Origin of the sequence: uncultured Flavonifractor sp. (genome assembly GCF_944387675.1) — a bacterium.
Classification (GTDB): domain Bacteria; phylum Bacillota; class Clostridia; order Oscillospirales; family Oscillospiraceae; genus Flavonifractor.
On record NZ_CALXFV010000033.1, the window covers coordinates 1 to 19914 of the forward strand.

The following is a 19914-nucleotide window of genomic DNA, read 5'->3' on the forward strand; positions in this document are numbered from 1 at the left end:
ATCCGCTTCCTGGATCCCCCGCTGCACGAGTTCCTGCCCACCAAGGAGGAGGACATCAAGGAGATCGCCGGCGAGATCGGCGTCACCGTGGAGCGCCTGCACGAGGTCATTGCCTCCCTGCACGAGTTCAACCCCATGATGGGTCACCGCGGCTGCCGTCTGGCCGTCTCCTATCCTGAGATTGCCGAGATGCAGACTACCGCCGTCATCAACGCCGCCATCAATGTGCAGAAGAAGCACCCCGACTGGACCATGGTTCCCGAGATCATGATCCCCCTGGTTGGCGAGGTGAAGGAGCTCAAGTACGTGAAGGACGTGGTGGTTGCCACCGCCGACGCCATCATCAAGGACTCCGGCATCAGCATGAAGTACGAGGTCGGCACCATGATCGAGATCCCCCGTGCCGCCCTCACCGCCGACGAGATTGCCAAGGAGGCGGAGTTCTTCTCCTTCGGCACCAATGACCTGACTCAGATGACCTTCGGCTTCTCCCGTGACGACGCCGGCAAGTTCCTGAGCTACTACTATGACAAGAAGATCTATGAGTCCGATCCCTTCGCCCACCTGGATCAGAACGGCGTGGGCAAGCTGGTGAAGATGGCGGCGGAGCTGGGCAAGAAGACCCGCCCGGAGATCCACCTGGGCATCTGCGGCGAGCACGGCGGCGATCCCACCTCCGTGGAGTTCTGCCACAAGGTTGGCCTGAACTACGTCTCCTGCTCCCCCTACCGCGTACCCATCGCCCGTCTGGCTGCCGCCCAGGCTGCGATCAAGAACCCCCGGTAACGGAGGCTTCCTCCTAAAATGAGACAAGGCCGCCCCGGTCCTGCTGGACCGGGGCGGCTTTAGTCTGTCCTAAGAGCGCTCCCTTTTTTGATTTCCTGGCGGAATAGAGGTTGAAAAGTCTGCCGGGTATAGTATAATGATAATAATAATTTTACCAATTAAAGCAGGAAAGAAGAGACGAGATTTGGAGGGATCAGAATGGCAAAACGGATGCTGGCGTGGGTGCTTTCTTTGACCTTGCTGGTAGCGCTGCTACCGGTAGAGGCCCGGGGAGCCGGGGAGCTGGAGGAGGAGGACGGTTCGGCGTCTGCCATCATCCAGACACTGACAGCGGAGGAACCGGAAGAGGAGCCGGTAGAAGAGACGCCGCTTTTGAGCAGCAGCGTCTATGGGGAGTTCAGCTACTCTCTTTCCGAAGACGGGGCCACCATTACCGGCTATACCGGCGAAGGGGGAGCGGTGACGGTTCCCGGCGAAATTGAGGGCAAAGCGGTGGTGGCCATCGGCGGCAGTGTGTTCCGCAACGCGGGACTGACCTCGGTGACCCTGCCTGATACGCTGACGTCCATCGGCAGCAGTGCCTTTTACGGCTGCACCGCCCTGGAGGGTGTTCAGCTTCCGGCGGGGGTGACGTCCATCGGCAGCAGTGCCTTTTATGGCTGCGCCGCGCTGGAAGAGATTGTGATACCGGCCGGTGTGAGCCTGATCCCGAGCAGTGCGTTCCAGAACTGCACCGGTCTGACGGCGGTGACGCTGCCGGAGGGGCTGGTGGAGCTGGGCAACTACGTCTTCCGGAACTGCACCGGCCTGACGTCGGTGGTACTGCCCGACGGTTTGACCACCCTGGGGAGCGGCGTCTTTCAGGATTGCGCCGGCCTGACCAGCGTCAACTGCCCCAGTGGACTGACCAGCGTCGGCAGCAGCGGAAACCTGTTTGCGGGGTGTACGGCCCTGAAGGAGTTTGTGGTGCCGGAGGGCATGACCAAGCTGCCCGCCAATCTGCTGCGAAACTGCGGCCTGCTGGAGCGGGTGACGCTGCCCGACACCTTGACGGAAATCGGCAATTACGCCTTTTACAACTGCGCCGCCCTGACGGAGCTCTCGTTCCCGGCGGGGTTAACGTCCATCGGCGGCAATGCCTTCCGGGGCTGTGCCGGTCTGACCTCGGTGGTGCTGCCGGACAGCCTGACCACCCTGGGAGCCGATGCCTTCCAGGACTGCGCGGCCCTGAGCAGCGTCACCTATCCCAAGGGGCTTACCTCTGTGGGCAGCGGGGGCGCGTTTGGCGGCTGCACCGCCCTGAAGCGGGTGGAGGTACCGGAGGGAGTAACGGCGCTGCCCGACCATGTCTTTTCTGATTGCGGCGCGCTGGAAGAGGTGGTGCTGCCGGACAGCCTGACCACCATCGGCAATTATGCCTTCCGGAACTGCGCCGGCCTGACACAGCTCGCTTTTCCGGCGGGAATGACGGCTATCGGCAGCTATGCCTTCCAGAATTGCACCGGCCTGACGGAGCTTACCCTGCCGGAGGGGGTAACGGAGCTGGGCAGCTATGCCTTCCGGGAGTGTACCAACCTGGTATCGGTGCATCTGCCCGGCAGCCTGACCCTGATTGACCGGTACACCTTCCAGGGCTGCACCGGCCTGACTACCCTCACCCTGCCGGAGGGCTTGACAACAATCGACAGCTATGCTTTCCGGTCGTGTACCGGCCTGACGTCGGTGGTACTGCCGGACAGCCTGACCACCCTGGGAGCCGATGCTTTCCAGGGCTGCACCGCCCTGAGCAGCGTCACCTATCCCAAGGGGCTTACCTCTGTGGGCAGCGGGGGCGCGTTTGACGGTTGCACCGCCCTGAAGCGGGTGGAGGTACCGGAGGGAGTAACGGCGCTGCCCAACCATGTCTTTTCTGATTGCAGCACGCTGGAAGAGGTGGTGCTGCCGGACAGCCTGACCAGCATCGGCGCCAATGCCTTCCAAAACTGCACCGGCCTGACGCAGCTCGCTTTCCCGGCGGGAGTGGCCAGCATCGGCAGTTATGCTTTCCAGAATTGTACCGGTCTGACCGCCCTCGTTCTGCCGGAAGGTCTGCTGGAAATTGACAGCTATGCCTTTCGGGGATGTACCGGCCTGACGTCGGTGGTGCTGCCGGACAGCCTGACCACCCTGGAGAGCCATGCCTTCCAGAACTGCACCGCCCTGAGCAGCATAACCTACCCCAAGGGGCTGATTACGGTGGGCAGCAACGGGGCGTTCAGCGGCTGCACCGCCCTGAAGCGGGTGGAGGTGCCGGAGGGCGTGACCGCGCTGCCCGGGTACGTGTTCCGCAACTGCAGCGCGCTGGAGGAGGTCATCCTGCCGGACACGCTGACCAGCATCGGCAGCTATGCCTTCCAGAACTGTACCGCGCTGCGGTCCATCACTCTGCCGCAAGGGGTGGTCTTTGAGGAAAATGCCTTCCAGGGCTGTTCCTTCGGCGGCTCCTGCGGAGCGGAGGCCACCTGGTCCCTGGAGATAGAGACGGGAGAGCTGACCGTCAGCGGCACCGGCGCCATGTCCTTTGAAGAGGGACAGGCGCCGTGGCAGGGGATGAAGCATACTGTCAGCCACGTGACGATAGACCCGGGAATTACCACCGTGGCGGACTCCGCCTTTGCCGGCTGCACCGGACTGACCAGCGTGGTGCTGCCTGACGGGGTGGAGACGGTGGGCAGCCAGGCCTTTGCCGACTGTACCGCCCTGAAGCGGGTGGAGCTGCCGGCCGACCTCCAGAGTGTGGGAGATTCCGCCTTTGCCGGCTGCGGAAGTGTGGACACCTTGATCTTCTGCGGCGACCTGCCCCGGCTGGGGGAGGAGGCCCTGCCCTCGGCGGAGAGCTACAAGGCCTACTATCCCAAAACCGCTGCGGGCTGGAGCGACCAGGTGGTGTCCCAGTACCCCGCCGCCCAGTGGTCGGTGTGGGATGACACCCTGCCAACCCGGGATATCGTGCTGCTGCTGGACGTATCGGGCAGCATGAGCGGGGCGCGGATTGAAATGCTGAAAACGGCGGTGAACACCTTTGCCGACCAGGTGGGCGGCCGGCTGACCAATACCCGCATTTCCGTGATCTCTTACGCCAGCCAGGCCGTGGTGGAGATGCCCCTGTCCACCGACGTGGAGTGGCTGCACAACCGGGTCAACGCCATGTCGGCGTCGGGCAGCACCTACTATCTGAAGGCGCTGGACGCGGCCCAAACCATGCTGGCGGACTCGGACTCCGATGTAAAGAGCCTGATCCTGTTCAGCGACGGCGCCCCCTCCGACTCGGACAGCGCCATCCTCACCCAGGCGGCCGCCATGCGGGCGAACTACTACATCTACACCGTGGGCCTCACTCCCACGGATGCCAACCGGCAGCTGCTCATCGGTGTGGCCGGTACCGAGCAGAATTACTTTGAGGCCGACGACATCCAGGCGCTGGTGGAGCTGTTTGTGTCCATTTCGGAGAACATCGGGGAGGAGAACCTGACCGAAGTGACCATGACCCGGGGGGAGCAGCAGGTCAACGCCCTGACCGAGACCCAGAGCTTTGAGCAGGGCTCGGGGGAGATAGTGGACCTGGAGATACACCCCTACTGGTCGGACAGCGTCCCCGGCACCATCCGCATCACTCAGCGGGGGCAGACGGTGCTGGAAAATACGACGGGGATATTTACCGGCGTGGCACCGGGCCTCCTCTTCCGTCCGCTGGAGAGCATTTACGTGGTGCTGGTGGATGCCGACGGGGTGATTGCGGCCATGATCAAGACCAAGATCGACATCGCCGTTTCGGAGAGCAACCGTCTGGAGGCCGGCACCACCGAGATCGCCCTGACGGTGTACGAGAGCAAGGGTGAGGGGGGCAGCGGCTCCTACCTCCTCAGCGCCGGCGCCCAGGTTACCGCCGGCGGCAAGAGCTACCTCACCGGGGACAACGGACAGGTCCAGATCCCCGCCGTGACCGAGGGCTCGGTCACGGTGGAAAAGGAGGGCTTTGTGGCCCGCACCCTCACCGCCGGGCAGCTGGCCGCATCCAAGAAAATCTATCTGGAGCGGGTCTCCGACAAGCCGGTGCTATCCGCCGTCTGGCTGGGAGACGTGGACGTGCTCCACCAGAGCCGGGGCATGGACCTGCTGAGCAAGGAGAGCGTCACCCTCCGGGCGGAGGTCAGCTGGGGCAAGGGAGGCCAAGGCACGCTGGCCCTGATACAGGAGGCACGTCGGGTTTCCTTCACCGGGGACAGCCTGACCACCGTGCTCAGCGACAACTTTGACGTGTCCCGGCCGGTCTACATCCAGGCCACGGACGGGGCGGGGCAGACGGTGAAGGCGCAGTTGAAATTTGAGGCGGGGGACGCCTCCGCCATTCCGGACGTCCTCAACGGCGCCTCCTTCTCCCTGGGGAGCAGCATCAGCCTGACCCTGCCCGACACCATTCAGCCCGACTTCTTCGCCGGGACGGAGGTCAGCGCGGGAATCTCCTCCATCGTACCCATTACCCTGACCGTGGAGGACGGGAAGGTATATGTGGCCATCGGCGCCGATCTGGCCAGCCACGAAACCTCCGGCGAATGGGATGCCAGCAGCGAGAGCGAAAACCGCTCCCCCGCCATTACCCGGGAGACCAAGACCTTTATCGACAAGCTGAAGGATACCGGCGTGTTTGACACCTCGGACGTGTCCTCCAGCCTGAAAAAGCTGAAAAATCTGGAGCAGACCTACCGCAATGTACTGAAGTATCCCAAGGGCTCCTTCGGCTTTGACGCGGACTTTACCATCCTGGGCTTTGCCGAGGGCTACGTAAACGCGCAGGGCGGAGTGACCTGGCTGGACGGCGGGGTGATTCTCAACCCCACGGTAGGGGTGAATCTGAACCTGCCCTTCTTCCTGGGTCCCATCCCCATGTACTTTGAGGCTGCCCTCACCGGCGAGGTGACCGCCCAGCTGAACGTGATCTTTAATGAGACCGCCAAGAACTTCCTGCCCAACGGCCAGATCAGCGGCAAGATCACCCTGGGCGGCGGCGTGGGCGCGGGGGTGAAAAACGTCCTCTACATCGGCGGCGGCGTGGAAGGCAGCCTGAAGCCCGACTGGCGGATTTACACGGGGGGCAGGCAGGACTCCTTTAAGCTCACGGCCACGGTAAACGCCTATGCCAAAGCCGGCGTGGTCATTTTTGAGTACAAAAAATCCTGGGACCCCTTCTATGAGGCGGTGTGGATTGAGTACCCCCAGCAGAGCAGGAGCATGCTCTCCCCGATGATGCTGGCTGGGGCCTATGACCCGGCCAACTATACCCAGAAGGACCTGTCCTACCTGGACCAGGGCTCCCGGTTCCTGGCGGAGGAGTCAACCCCCGCCCTGCAGGCCGCCCCGTCGCCTGTGGCCCAGACTCTCAAGGACAACATCTACCGGGAATCCACCCCCCAGTACCTCCGCTTTGCCGACGGGACCGCCCTGGCAGTTTGGGTGGACGCCGCCGACAGCGGCCTCAACAGCACCCAGCTCTATTACTCCCGTTACGATGGGAGCAGCTGGAGCAGTCCGGCCCTGGTGGCCGCCGACGGCACCCTGGATTACGCCCCCCAGCTGACCCTGGTGGACGGGACCGCCTGGCTGGTGTGGCAGAACGCCGTGCGGACCTTTACCGGGGAGGATACCCTGGAGAGCATTGCCCCGGACTTTGACATCTCCGTGGCTTCCTTTGCCCCCGGCAGCGGCTTTACCGACCCCGTCACCTTTACCCGGGAGGGCCTGGACATGCTGCCCACCCTCTGCGGCGGGGAGGACGGCACGGTGTATGCCGCCTGGGTGAACAACAGCGAAAACGACTGGTTCGGCAGCGGGAGCAACAGCATCCTGTACAGCGCCTGCACCGGCGGGAGCTGGTCGGAGGTAAAGGCCGCGTACACCGGCCTGGGCGCCATTGACGCGCTGGCGGCGGACGGACAGGACGGCCTGCGGCTGGCCTACTGCATGGTGAGCGGAAACACCGCCCGGCTGTATGAAAACGGCCAGCCTGTGGAGGAGGCGGACGAGCCGGCCTATAACCCCTGCTACCTGGAGCACACCCTGTATTGGACGGGGGAGAAGGGCATCACCTGGCTGGACAGCAAGACAGACCCCTCCCTGCCCGGCACGGGCCGGTTCCAGCTGCTCTCAGGCGGCCAGCGGGCGGTGCTCTATACCACCTCCAACGGCCTGTATGCCACCCTGAACCTCTCCTACTATAACGAGGAGCTGGGCCGGTGGTGCGAGCCTGTGGCCCTCACCGACGGCAGCGACTTTGTGGGCGCCTTCTCCGGCACCATGGCGGAAGACGGCGCCGTGGAGGTGCTGGTCAACCGCCAGCAGGTCACCGGTACCATTCAGGCGGACGACCCCTACGGCACAGCCCGGCTGGAGCGGATTGTTCTGGCCTCCCGGTGCGATCTGACGGTGGGAGAGCTGCTTTACGACGCCGGCGCCTACAGCGCGGGCAGCGATATGGAGCTGTCCTTCCAGCTGACCAACAACGGCAGCCGGAGCGTCTCCTCGGCGGTGGTTGAGGTGACGGACGAAGCGGGGAACGTGCTCTCCTCCATCGTAATCGACGACATGCTGGTACCCGGCCAGAGCATCACCGCCTCCACCTACTTCCCGGTGGCGGCGGACGCCACCGGCCAGCGGGTGACGGTGACCGTCACCCCGGAGGAGCTGACGGACAGCGACCCGTCGGACAACAGCCAGACCGCCGCGCTGTCCTTTGAGGACGTGGGAGTGGAAGACGCCGCCTGGGGCGAAAAGGCGGACGGCACCCTTGCGGTGTTTGCCGGCATTGTAAACTACGGATACACCAGGCGGACGGATCTCGCCGTGGAACTGCGGGCGGAGAGCCTGACCGGACCGGTGGTGGACCGGACCACCGTGGCCGCCCTGGAGCCCCTGGGGCTGGAGCAGGTCAGCTTCAGCCTGGCGGAACCCGAAGCCCAAGTTTACTACGTGGTGATTTCGGACAGCGGCGACGACTTTGCCGCCAACGACAGCGATTTTATCACCCTGGGCGGAGATGAGGCGGCCCAGTTTGCGGAAATCGGCAGCGTGGCCGCCAACGGAGTGACCCTGACCCTGAGCGGCAGCCAGGCTGGGCTTTGCGTCGCGGCGGTGTACGATGAGGCCGGCCGGCTGCTGACGGTGGGTACCGCCCAGGCGGCCGCCGGCGGGGGTCCGCTGGAGATCTCCTACCGCCCCTTTGACCAGAGCAGGGGCCGGGTCCTCAAACTGTTCCTGCTGGATGAGTGGATGAATCCCCTGTATCCCTGCGTGGAGAAGGAGCTGAACTGATGTTTTTCAGAAAAAGGCCGCCGGCAAAGGACCCGACCCTCCGGGCAGAGGAAATTGCCCGCCGGGTACTGGGACCGGAGGCCCGGGGGGAGGCAAATTTGTCATTTGCCACCTCCCAGCGGTACCCCTTTCTCTCCGGCTGGGGAGCCAGAGGGGTGTGCGGCTACCTGGTGGAGGGAGCCTGGGGCGGCCGCCGGCTGTCCCTGGCCATGCCCCTCCAGCTGTATGACAGGGAGAAGGACCGGAAGCTGGCCCACTACGCCTTTACCGGCCTGTGCCTTCAACTGGGGGAGCCGGGCTGGCGGGGCGGGGAGGCCTGCATCTTCAGCGGCCGGCCCTTCCGCGCTCCGGCGGAGGCGGGCTGGGTGAAAAACCCGCCCCTCCGCCGCCGGGAGACCTGGTCCCTGGGCGGGACGCTTTCCCCCGGGGCGCGGGAGCGGGCGGCCGGCCTGGTGAACTGGCTGGAGGACCAGGCGGCCGCCGTCCTCTCCGCCCGGTACGAACTTTTCCTGGGGAATGAGACGGCCAGCATGGTATTCTGGAAGCCGGAGCTGCACGGTTTGGAGGGGCAGCTGCGGATCATTACGGAGCTGCTGGACGAAGTGCCGCCCGGCGCATAAAATTTTTCCATGTCCTGTGCAAAAGCACAGGGAATATGGTATACTGCACACAGTACGGCAAGAGCACACAGGGGGGGCCGCCCGGGGTCCCGGAGAGGGTGAGGGTATGGAAACAAGACTGTTCAGCAACGCGAATATTCTGTCCTGGCTGCAATACTATGCCCAGAACATGGACATTGACCTGGAAAAGGTAAAAATTCTGGATATTACCCGGAAGAACAAGAACCTGATCCCCATGGTGGAGTCCCACCGGGCGGTGCTGGTATTCACCGAGGCGGGCCACGCCGATATCTTCTACCGCATGTGGGACGCGGGGCTGGGAGAGTGCGAGGTGTGGTACAACGAGGGGTCCGACCCCGCCGGTCCCATTCTCCACAAGCCCCTGAAGGACATGATCAACCGGGGCATCAACGCCTCGGCGGCCATGCTTATCCTCAACCCCAACGCCCGCAGCACCTATAAGATCGGCATGGACAACTCCCATTTTTCCCGGGGGTCCATCCACTATGTGGGCAGCGAGATCCGCGCGGTGATCCTCAACAAGATGCATACCGCCCTGACCGACAACCTGTGCGTCATCAGCGGGGAATCCATCGCCGTGGAGGCCGCCATCATCGCCGGGGAGGGGACCGTCATTGCGGTGGAGTACAACGGGGCCGACCGGCGCACCATGGAGGAGAACGCCCACCAATTCGGGCTGAATAACATTGTCATTGTGGACCACGTGGACCGGGAGACTATGGCAGGGCTGCCGGTCCCCAGCCTGACCATGCTGGTGGCCTCGGCCAGCATGGAGCAGGAGCTGCGCTGTCTGCTGGAGCTCAACCCCCACATGGAGTTTGTAATCTACACCCTGGATTTCCGCTGCGCCGCCTCCATTCCCGCCCTGTTTGAGTCCCTGGGGATCGGCGAGACTGAGGTCATCCAGATCTCGGTGTCCAAGCTCTCCTCCAAAAATACCTTCAACCAGGAGCCCGCTCCCTGGATTATCACTGGCCGGGCTTGACAAGCGCCTCTGTTGGGGGTATGATATTTAACAAACTAGCAAAGTAAAGCGGAAAAGACCATGAGGGAGACAGTAGGACCCGACGGAAGAGCCCAGAGAGCCGGCGGTTGGTGGAAAGCCGGTATCGGTACGTCCCGTCTGAAGATCACTCCGGAGTCCCAGCCCCAAACGGCCCCGGCCGGAGTAGGCGCTGGCGGTTCTCCCCGTTATTGGAGGTGCGTATGACGGTACGCGGTAACTGGGTGGTACAGCGAAGTGCTTTTGTGCGCTCGTCCCGTTGCGGGACGGGCGCTTTTTTACGGAGAGGGAGGAATGAACCATGAGCGGCACCATGACAGAGATCCGCTGGCACGGGCGGGGCGGCCAGGGGGCCAAGACCGCCTGTCTGCTCCTGGCGGACGCGGCCTTTGCCTCTGGAAAATACGTCCAGGGCTTTCCCGAGTACGGACCCGAGCGGATGGGCGCCCCCATCACAGCCTACAACCGCATCAGCGACCAGCCCTGCACCATTCACTCCAACATCTACCACCCCGACTATGTGGTGGTGGTGGACGAGTCCCTGCTCTCCACCGTGGATGTCACCGCGGGGCTGGATGCGGAGGGGGGTATTGTGGTGAACACCTCCCAGCCGCCGGAGGCCATCCGCCCCCTGCTGCGGGGCTACACCGGGCGGGTGTACACCATTGATGCCCGCACCATTTCGGAAAAGCACCTGGGGGGTTACTTCCCCAACACCCCCATGCTGGCCGCCATCGTCCAGGTCAGCCGGGTGCTGGACACCGGCCGCTTCATTGCGGATATGGAGGCCTCCTTCCGGCATAAATTTGCCACCAAGCCCCAGGTGATCCAGGGAAATATGAACTGCCTCATCCAATCCATGAAGGAGGTGCACGGCGCATGAGCCGTCTGGCCAAGGACATCAACGAGCAAATCCCCTGGCAGGAGATCAGCCCCGGCGGGGAAATCTACGAGGGGGGGACCGCCCGGCTGGTCCACACCGGGGCATGGCGCTCCGACGTGCCGGTGTGGGAGCGGGACAAGTGCAAGCAGTGCCTGCTGTGCGCTCCCTTCTGCCCCGACTCCTCCATCCCCGTCACCGACGGGCGCCGGGGGGAGTTTGACCTGGACCACTGCAAGGGCTGCGGTATCTGCTGGAAGGTGTGTCCCTTCCAGGCCATCCATATGGAAAAGGAGGTGCGGTAAATGAGCATCCGGGAGCGCCTCAGCGGCAACGAGGCCATCGCCTGGGCCATGCGCCAGATCGACCCAGACGTGTTTGCCGCCTTCCCCATCACCCCCTCCACGGAAATTCCCCAGTATTTCGCCCAGTACGTGGCCAACGGCCAGGTGAGCACCGAATACGTCACCGTGGAGAGCGAGCACTCCTCCATGTCCACCTGCGTGGGCGCCGCCGCCGCCGGGGCGCGGGCGGTGACCGCCACCTCCTCCTGCGGGCTGGCTTTCATGTACGAGATGCTGTACGTGGCGGCCTCCGCCCGGCTGCCCATCACCCTGGCCTGCGTCAACCGCGCCCTCACCGGCCCCATCAACATCAACAACGACCACTCCGACTCTATGGGTGCCCGGGACTCCGGCTGGCTGCAAATTTACGCCGAAAACAACCAGGAGGCCTATGACAACTACCTCCAGGCCATGCGCATCTCCGAGGACCCCCGGGTGCGCCTGCCCATCATGATCTGCCAGGACGGCTTCATCACCTCCCACGCGGTGGAAAACATTCTGCTGGAGGAGGATGGCGCCGTCAAGCGGTTTGTGGGGGAGTACCGGCCGGAACACTACCTGCTCAAGCATGAAAATCCCCTGGCGGTGGGTCCCTATGACACCTGCCCCTACTGTATGGAGCACAAGGTCCAGCAGGCCCAGGCCATGAAGGCCGCCAAAGCGGTCATTCTGGAGGTGGCCAACGACTTCGAGCGGACTTTCGGCCGGAAGTACGGCTTCTTCGAGTGCTATGAGATGGAGGACGCGGAGGTGGCGCTGGTGCTCATCGGCTCCACCGCCGGCACCGCCAAGGCCTGCATCCAAAAGCTCCGCGCCCAGGGGGTAAAGGCGGGCCTCATCAAGCTGCGGGTGTTCCGCCCCTTCCCCATGGAGGAGCTGGCCGCCGCCCTGTCCCACGTAAAGGCGGTGGCGGTGATGGACAAGAGCGAGGGCAATTCCGGCTGCGGCGGGCCGCTGTTTGCCGAGACCTGCGCCGCCTGCTACGATCTGCCCGTCCGGCCCATGCTCATCGACGTGGTGTACGGCCTGGCGGGCCGGGACTGCCGGGTGGAGGATGTGGAAAAGGTGTACCACCACCTGCTGCGCATGGCGGAGACCGGGGTTACCGGCCCCCGCTACCTCCACATGGGGCAGCGCAGCAATGCTGAGGAGGTGCTGTGAGATGGCATACAACCACAAAAAAGAGCTCTCCAAGCCGGAGCGCTTTGTGGGCGGCCACCGGCTGTGCGCCGGCTGCGGCGCCGGCATCGTCTGCCGGGCCATGACGCGAGCCCTGGACGAGGGGGACAAGGCGGTGATCTGCAACGCCACCGGCTGCCTGGAGGTGTCCTCCTTCCTCTACCCCTACACCGCCTGGGAGGACAGCTACATCCACTCCGCCTTTGAAAACGCCGCCGCCACCTGCGGCGGGGTGGAGGCGGCCTACCGCGCCCTGAAAAAGAAGGGCAAGGTGCCGGACAACTATAAATTTCTCACCATCGGCGGGGACGGCGGCACCTACGACATCGGATTTCAGTCCCTCTCCGGGGCCATGGAGCGGGGCCACGATATGGTGTACTTCTGCTACGACAATGAGGCCTACATGAACACCGGCATCCAGCGCTCCTCCTCCACCCCCCGGTTTGCCAGCGCCACCACCTCCCCGGCGGGGAGCGCCTCCACCGGCAAGGGGCAGGAGAAAAAAGACCTGACTGAGATCATGGCCGCCCACCACATCCCCTACGTGGCCCAGACCACCTTCCTGGGCAACTTCAAGGACTTTCACGAAAAGGCCCACCGTGCCATTTACACCCCCGGCCCCGCCTTCGTCAACGTGCTCACCCCCTGTCCCCGGGGCTGGCAGTATTCTCCGGAGCTGCTGCCCGAGCTGTGCCGCCTGGCGGTGGACACCTGTGTGTGGCCCCTCTTCGAGGTGGTGGAGGGGCGGTGGATGCTCTCCTACGAGCCCCGCAAGAAGCTGCCCGTCACCGAGTTTATGAAGCTCCAGGGCCGGTTCAAGCACTGCTTCCAGCCGGGCAATGAGTGGACCCTGGAGGCCGCCCAGCGCTATGTGGATCAGCGGTGGGAGGCCCTGCTGGCCCGGTGCCTGGGGAGCTGATCCGCCCCCCGGCTTCCGGCTTTCCTGCGCCGCCCCGGGCGGCGGCGCGTCTTCCAATCCCGTTTTCACAGCTGGCCCTGACCATTGGGAGCACGGCGCCCCGATGGCTGGGGCCACTCTTTTTTTGCCCGGATCGCGCTAAAACTATAGGAAAATGCTATCGGGCGGGATTGGAAAATAGTATTGGACTGAGTTGCATAAAATAGCTATAATTTAGTCAAACGGAGGAGAAAAAGAGTGTAAAGTGCACAAAACCGCGCCGCGATTCTAAAAACATACTTTAGCGTATAGTGATGAAAATGTGCAAAAAAGAGAGAAAAGACGCGCAAACGGGGAACTGATCTTGAGATAAGGGGGAACGTCAATGCTCAAAAAACTATCGTTTTTGCTGGGAGCTGCCTTCTGCATCTTCCACTGCTGGACGGCCATGTTTGGCGCCGCACCAGGCATTGCCCAGAAAGCCATTCACCTGGGAGTTGTCCTGGTCATCTTCTTCCTTGACTATCTGACCAAGGAAGACAGAAAATGGTATCTCAAAGTAATTGACCTGGTCCTTCTTGTGGCTGTGGCGGGGAGCATGCTCTATATCATCTCCATCGACAAGACCATCGACCTGCGCAGCGGCCTGATCTACACCTACGACATCATCTTCGGCGTGCTGCTGATCATCGCGCTGATTGAGGCCACCCGGCGGTCGGTGGGACTCTCCCTGTCCATCGTGGTGCTCTGCTTCATCGCCTACGCCTTCTTCGGCCCCTACATGCCCGGCTTCCTGGTCCACGCGGGCATGGACCTGTCCCGGCTGATCAGCATCGTCTACCTGAGCACCGACGGTATTTACGGTACCGCCATCTACGCCTCGGCCAGCTACATTGTGTTGTTTGTCATCTTGGGCGCGGTCTTCAATGAGACGGGCGTGGGCGACTACTTCACCAAGCTGGCCTCCCGGGCCTTCGGCCGGTTCCGGGGCGGCCCGGCCAAGATCGCCGTGGTGGCCAGCGGCCTGTTCGGCTCCATCAGCGGAAGCGCCATCGCCAACGTCATTGGCACCGGCACCTTTACCATCCCCATGATGAAAAAGTGCGGCTTTGAAGACGACTACGCCGCCGCGGTAGAGGCCTCCGCCTCCACCGGCGGACAGATCATGCCCCCCGTCATGGGCGCCACCGCCTTCCTGATCGCCGAGTATCTGGGTATTCCCTATTTCGACCTGGTGGCGGCGGCCCTGATTCCGGCGGTGCTGTTCTACGTGGCCATTCTGATGACGGTGGACCTCTACGCCAGAAAGCACAACATCAAGGGCGTGCCGGAGGATGAGCTGCCCACCTGGAAGGACCTGGCGAAGAACGTCTACCTGATCCTGCCCCTCATCTACCTCATCCTGGCCATGAGCGTATTCAAGATGACGGTCACCAAGGCGGGCATCACCTCCATCATGGTCACCATCGTGTGCACTCTCTTCTCCTCCAAGAACCGGATCAACCTGACCAAGCTGAAGAAGATCGTCAAGGCCTCTGTGGACGGCGCCAAGCCGGTGGCCATTGCCTGCGGCGTAGTGGGCATTATCATCGGCGTGGTTATGGGTTCCGGCCTGGGCATTCGGATGAGCGCGGTGCTCATCGACGTGGCCGGCGGCCACCTGTGGCTGCTGCTCATCCTGACCATGGTGGTCTCCCTGATTCTGGGCATGGGCGTACCCACCACCGCGGCCTACCTGATGCTGGCCCTGCTGGTGGTTCCCGCCCTGAAGGAAATGAACGTGCTCCCGCTGGCGGCCCACCTGTTCATCTTCTACTTCGGCATCATCTCCAACGTGACGCCTCCGGTGGCCCTGGCGGCCTATGCGGCGGCGGGCGTGGCCAGGAGCAATCCCACAAAGACGGGCTTCTTCGCCTTCAAGCTCTCCCTGTCCGGCTTCATCCTGCCCTTCATGTTCGTCTACAATCCGGTGCTGCTGATGCAGGGCAGTCCGCTGGACATCATTCAGTCCCTGATTACGGCGCTGCTGGGCATCTACAGCCTGTCTGCGGCACTGGAGAAGTTTGTATTCAAGTGGAGCATCAACCAGTTTGAGCGGCTGATCCTCTTTGTCTCCGCCCTGCTGCTCATCGTACCCGGCACCGTCACCGACCTGATCGGCTTTGCGGTGCTGGTGGGCATGTTCTTCCTGAAGCTCTTTGAGGAAAAACGGGGTCTCATGCAGAAAGCATAAAAATATAAGGAAAAGGAGTAAAGATCATGAAAAGAAACACATGGAAACGGCTGCTGGGTTTGGGACTTGCGGTTGTAATGGCGTTCTCCTTTGCCGGATGCTCCAATGAGCCGGTGAATTCCGGCAGCAGCAACAATGACAACGGGCAGGCTTCCAGCACCGACGAGGGCGGCACTGTGACTATCCGCTTCGGCGGCGGCCCCAGCTCCAGCGCCAACTACACCACCTTTGCCGGCATCGGCAACCTGATTACCCAGGACCACCCCAACTATCTGTGCAACACCGAGATCTCCACCGGCTCTCAGGAGAATATCCGCATGATCCAGAACGGCACCGTTCAGTTCGGCGTGGCCATGAGCGACGTGGAAGAGGCCGCTTTCAAGGGCGAGCGGGAATTTGAGGGCAACCCTGTGGATATCCGTCACGTGATGGGCGGCTACACCACCGTGGTCCACATGTTTGTGGCGGAGGACTCCGACATCAACTCCATTGCCGACCTGAAGGGCAAGAAGCTGGCGGTGAGCAAGGGCGCCATGGCCCAGTACTATATGCCCATCTTGCTGGAGGCCTACGGCCTGACCACCGATGACGTGACCATCACCGAGACCGCCCTCCAGGACATCTGCGACGCGGTGAACGACGGCAATGCCGACTTCGGCGTTCACATCACCCCCTACACCAGCTCCCCCATTGCCGACCTGGCTGCCACCAAGGGCATCAAGCTTCTCTCCGTGGACCAGGAGCACATTGACAAGATCACCAGCGAGTACCCCTACTTCTACGCCTTCACCATCCCCGGCGGCGTCTACACCGGCGTGGATGAGGACGTGGTGTCCATCGCTACCAGAAACAACCTGGTGTGCGCCGCCGATGTGGACGATGAGATCGTCTACAACGTGGTCAAGTGCATCATCGAGCACCAGGACGATCTGGCCGACATCTATCCCCAGGCTGTGGAGTTCAACACCGAGAACGCCATTGAGGGCGCCCTCATCGACATCCACCCCGGCGCCATCCAGTACTATCAGGAAATCGGCCTCATGGAGTAAAATTTGGGAGAGAGCAAAATGGTAACAGTATTTGATCATGCGGTTCAGGCGGGCCAGCGGGCGTATTTCACCATTCCCGTGGGGGAGCTGGCCCACAAGGCTGTGATTCAGCTGCCCGTCATCGCCCTGGCCGGCGAGAAGGACGGTCCCACCCTGTGGATCAACGGTACGGTACACGGGGACGAACTCAACGGCTCCTACGCCGCCTGGGAGCTCTCCCGGGAGCTGGACCTGTCCCAGCTGGCGGGCAACCTGGTGGTCACCCCCATCTGCAATCCCATGGCCTTCGAGTGCCGGAACAAGATCTCCGCCGTGGACAGTATGGACATGGACACCGCCTTCCCCGGGGACGACAGCGGTATGCTCACCCAGCGGATTGCGGCCATCATCTACCGGGAGATCAAGCGCACTGCCAACGCCCTGATCAGCTTCCACACCATGGCCACCCCCTACAAGGCGGAGCCCTATTCGGTGCGCAAGCTGGTACCCGGGGTGAGCGAGGAGGTCAACCAGGTGGCCGAGCGGATGCAGCGCTCCTTCGGCGTGGTGGCCAACTGCCTGGTGAACCTGTGCGGGTCCACCAATGAGCTGCCCGGCGTCACCAGCGGCGCGCTGGACATCACCTGCCTGAAGGACGGCATCCCCGCCTTCATGGGCGAGATGGGCCAGGGCGGCAAGATCGACCGGCGGTATGTGGAGGTCGGTAAAACCGGGATTCGCAATGTGATGAAGACCCTGGGCATGCTGGAGGGGGACGTGGAGAAGCCGGAGCGGCAGGTGCTGATTACCAAGCGGCGCTTCCTGCGCAGCAACGAGGGCGGCTTCATTACCATGAACGTGGCCTCCGGGGACGAGGTGAAGGCGGGCGAGAGCCTGCTGGACATCCACTACTACGGGGACCAGATCGGGAGCTATCCCGCTCCTGCGGACTGCTACATCATTGGAACCCGGGAGAACCCCGTGGTGAGCACCGGCGACCGCATCGCCTTTGTGGGAACCGAGTGGAAAACCTGGTAACAGCGCCCGGCCGCCAGCCCGGCGGCGGAAGCGCCAGCCATACTATCCAATAAGGGGGCCTGTGTCCGGCGGGGGAGCGGTTTCCTCCCCTCTCCCGCCGGATAATGCATGATGGAACTGATACATAATTTTGACGAACCCGTGCTCCGGCGCGGGAGTGACTGCAAGAAGTACGACGCCAAGGTATGTCCTCCCGACGTGCTGCCCATGTGGATCGCCGACACGGACTTCAAGGCGCCCCAGCCGGTGATTGACGCCCTGGTGCGCCGGATGAGCGACGGAGTGTACGGCTATCCCGTGGTCAGCGGGGAATTCCGGGCGGCGGTGGCCTACTGGGAAAAGACCCGCTTCCACTGGGACATCCCGGAGAGCGCGGTGGAATTTGTCCCCGGCGTGATTCCCGGCGTCATCTGCGCCGTGCGGGCGCTGAGCCATCCGGGGGACCAGGTGGTGATTCACACCCCCTGCTATCCCCCCTTCCGGGACATGGCCAGCCACAACGGGCGCATACTGCTGCGCAATGAGCTGAAGGTGAAGGACGGGCAGTATCAGATCGACTTTGCGGATCTGGAGGAAAAGCTGTCCGACGTGCGTACCAAGCTGTTTATCCTGTGCAATCCCCAAAACCCCACCGGTCGGGTCTTCACCCGGGAGGAGCTGGAGAAGATCGGGGAGCTGTGCCTGCGCCACCACGTCTTCGTCCTGTCCGACGAGATCCACGGGGATCTGACCTACCGGGGCCACACCCATATCCCCTTCGGCAGCATCTCCAAAGAGCTGGCGGAGAACAGCGTCACCTTCGTCAACCCCAGCAAGACCTTCAACACCGCCGGCTTCCGGACGGCGGCCTTCGTGGCCCTGAACCCCCAGATCAAGGCGGCGGTCCACGAGGCGGTGCTGGACAACAAGGGGATCGGCGAAAACCTCTGCGGCACGGTGGCCACCATCACCGCCTACCGCCACGGCGCCTACTACGCCGACCAGATGATGGAGTATCTGGAGGGCAACCTGGACATCGTATGCGCCGCCCTGGCGCAGACCGACCGGGTCAAGCTGGTCCGCCCGGAGGGTACCTACCTGCTGTGGCTGGATTGCCGGGGCCTGAACATGCCCCAGGCCGAGCTGAAGGCCTTCTTTGAGCAAAAGGCGAAGCTGCTGCTCAACGACGGCGTCAGCTTCGGCCCGGAGGGAGTGGGCTTCATGCGGATGAACATCGCCACCCAGCGGTGCAACGTGGAGGAGGCCATGAAGCGCCTTCTCAATGCCTTGGAGCAGCTTTCAAAGTAACCATAGACAAACGCCCGGCGGCGGGAGCCTGTTTTGGCTCCCGCCGCCGGGCGTTTTTCGCCTGTGGCAGCGGCACTCACGCCTGTACGCTCTCCGACGTTCTGGCCACCAGGTTGATAAACTCCTCCGCCGTGTTGGAAAACACCGTGTCCTCCCGGTAAGCGATGGCCAGGGTCCATTTGACCACCGGGGAGCCAAAGGAGAAAAACAGGGGCGGCTGGGGAACGCTGGGGATTTTGATGACGCTCTCGGGAATCACCGCGCAGCCCAGACCCACCTCCGCCAGCCGGAACACCGACTCCACGCTTTTTACCCGCAGCACGGTGGAGGGGACCACGTGGTTTTCCTCAAAAATCTCCCTTGTGCGGATGGCGATGGACTGCTCCGGGTTCAGGGCAATATAGGGCTGGTTGTGAAGCTGCCGGATATCAATCCAGGGGTACTTGCAGTCCGGCCGCTCCACCCCCTTGAAGGTGAGGGACTGGGACCGGGGGACCACCAGCAGCAGCTCCTCCTCAAAAAAAGGAATGTATTTCAGGTGCGGCACATTGCGGGGATTGATAATGGCCAGATCCAGCTCCCCCCGCAGGAGCATGTCCTCCAGCCCCTTGGTGGTGTAGTTTTCATACAGCTGCAATTCCACGTTGGGATACTTGTTTACAAAGGCCTTTAGAATGGTGGGCATATTGTAGGACATGCGGAGCACTGCGCAGCCGATTTTCAGCCGGCCGTACAGCTCCTCATGAATGTCGGAGAGGTCCTTCTCCAGGCTGTCGTACAGATCGGTGATTTTCTTGGCCGTCTCCACATACTTCTCGCCAGCGTAGGTGAGCACAAACCGGTTGTTGATCCGTTGAAACAGCTGCACGCCCAGACGGTTTTCCAGATCCTTGATGTACCTGCTCAGGGAGGGCTGGGAGATAAACAGAGCCTCCGCCGCCCTGGATACGTTTCCCTTTTCCGCCACTGCCAGCACATAGGACAATTCCTTCAGCATACGGCACCTCCGTCTTCTCGGCGCATACCGGCTCTTACTATGTTACTATACGGGCTAAAGTGCGTTATGTCAACAAGGTAATATCTGGATGACATTTGGGCCTGGAAATGGGAAAAATGGCCGCAGTGGAAACGATGCGGCCATTTTTCCAGGCAAATGCAAAGAGAGATGCGGTAAAACTCAGATTCTGGCGATATGCTCCTCCACCGCGGTGTCGGCCACAGCCTTGGCCACCACATCGGCCACGGACTTGTCC

General features: G+C 62.6%; 13 protein-coding genes. 12 read left to right on the top strand and 1 reads right to left on the bottom strand.

Features of this window, described 5'->3' with window-relative positions; genetic code table 11:
* The 12 genes from Q0J74_RS04935 to Q0J74_RS04990 all read left to right on the top strand — a co-directional run.
* On the top strand, window positions 1-786 hold a 786-nt coding region (locus Q0J74_RS04935; protein WP_363315552.1), incomplete at its 5' end, for a putative PEP-binding protein.
* Window positions 787-984: 198 nt separating this feature from the next.
* Window positions 985-8130, top strand: coding sequence for a leucine-rich repeat protein (locus tag Q0J74_RS04940; RefSeq protein ID WP_297211472.1), 7146 nt, complete (start codon window positions 985-987; stop codon window positions 8128-8130).
* On the top strand, window positions 8130-8750 hold the full coding sequence (locus Q0J74_RS04945; protein ID WP_297211475.1) for a hypothetical protein: 621 nt from the start codon (window positions 8130-8132) through the stop codon (window positions 8748-8750). The genes Q0J74_RS04940 and Q0J74_RS04945 overlap by 1 nt, the downstream gene beginning before the upstream one ends.
* Before the next feature lie 106 nt (window positions 8751-8856).
* Window positions 8857-9756, top strand: a complete 900-nt coding sequence (locus tag Q0J74_RS04950) for a precorrin-6B methylase (protein WP_297211478.1) — start codon at window positions 8857-8859, stop codon at window positions 9754-9756.
* A 319-nt stretch (window positions 9757-10075) separates the two neighbouring features.
* Window positions 10076-10657, top strand: coding sequence for a 2-oxoacid:acceptor oxidoreductase family protein (locus tag Q0J74_RS04955; RefSeq protein ID WP_297211481.1), 582 nt, complete (start codon window positions 10076-10078; stop codon window positions 10655-10657).
* On the top strand, window positions 10654-10959 hold the full coding sequence (locus Q0J74_RS04960; protein ID WP_297211484.1) for a 4Fe-4S binding protein: 306 nt from the start codon (window positions 10654-10656) through the stop codon (window positions 10957-10959). The genes Q0J74_RS04955 and Q0J74_RS04960 overlap by 4 nt, the downstream gene beginning before the upstream one ends.
* A complete protein-coding gene (porA, locus tag Q0J74_RS04965) occupies window positions 10960-12159 on the top strand; it encodes a pyruvate ferredoxin oxidoreductase (RefSeq protein WP_297211486.1) in 1200 nt (399 codons plus the stop codon).
* Window position 12160: 1 nt separating this feature from the next.
* Window positions 12161-13096 (top strand): thiamine pyrophosphate-dependent enzyme, encoded by a 936-nt coding sequence (locus Q0J74_RS04970; protein WP_297211489.1) that lies wholly within the window; start codon window positions 12161-12163, stop codon window positions 13094-13096.
* Window positions 13097-13460: 364 nt separating this feature from the next.
* Window positions 13461-15308: a TRAP transporter permease gene (locus Q0J74_RS04975; protein WP_297211492.1), complete on the top strand. Its 1848-nt coding sequence runs from the start codon at window positions 13461-13463 to the stop codon at window positions 15306-15308.
* A 26-nt stretch (window positions 15309-15334) separates the two neighbouring features.
* Window positions 15335-16357 carry a TAXI family TRAP transporter solute-binding subunit gene (locus Q0J74_RS04980; RefSeq protein WP_297211495.1) on the top strand — a complete coding sequence of 341 codons (1023 nt, stop codon included), beginning with the start codon at window positions 15335-15337 and terminating at the stop codon, window positions 16355-16357.
* 18 nt (window positions 16358-16375) lie between these two features.
* Window positions 16376-17374: a M14 family metallopeptidase gene (locus Q0J74_RS04985; protein WP_297211499.1), complete on the top strand. Its 999-nt coding sequence runs from the start codon at window positions 16376-16378 to the stop codon at window positions 17372-17374.
* 111 nt (window positions 17375-17485) lie between these two features.
* Window positions 17486-18661: a MalY/PatB family protein gene (locus Q0J74_RS04990; protein ID WP_297211502.1), complete on the top strand. Its 1176-nt coding sequence runs from the start codon at window positions 17486-17488 to the stop codon at window positions 18659-18661.
* Between the two features lie 76 nt (window positions 18662-18737).
* On the opposite strand, the gene Q0J74_RS04995 is transcribed toward Q0J74_RS04990, so the two are convergent.
* The gene (locus Q0J74_RS04995) at window positions 18738-19658 is read right to left on the bottom strand and encodes a LysR family transcriptional regulator (RefSeq protein WP_297211505.1); all 921 of its coding nucleotides are present in this window, start codon (window positions 19656-19658) and stop codon (window positions 18738-18740) included.
* Window positions 19659-19914 lie beyond the last annotated feature (256 nt).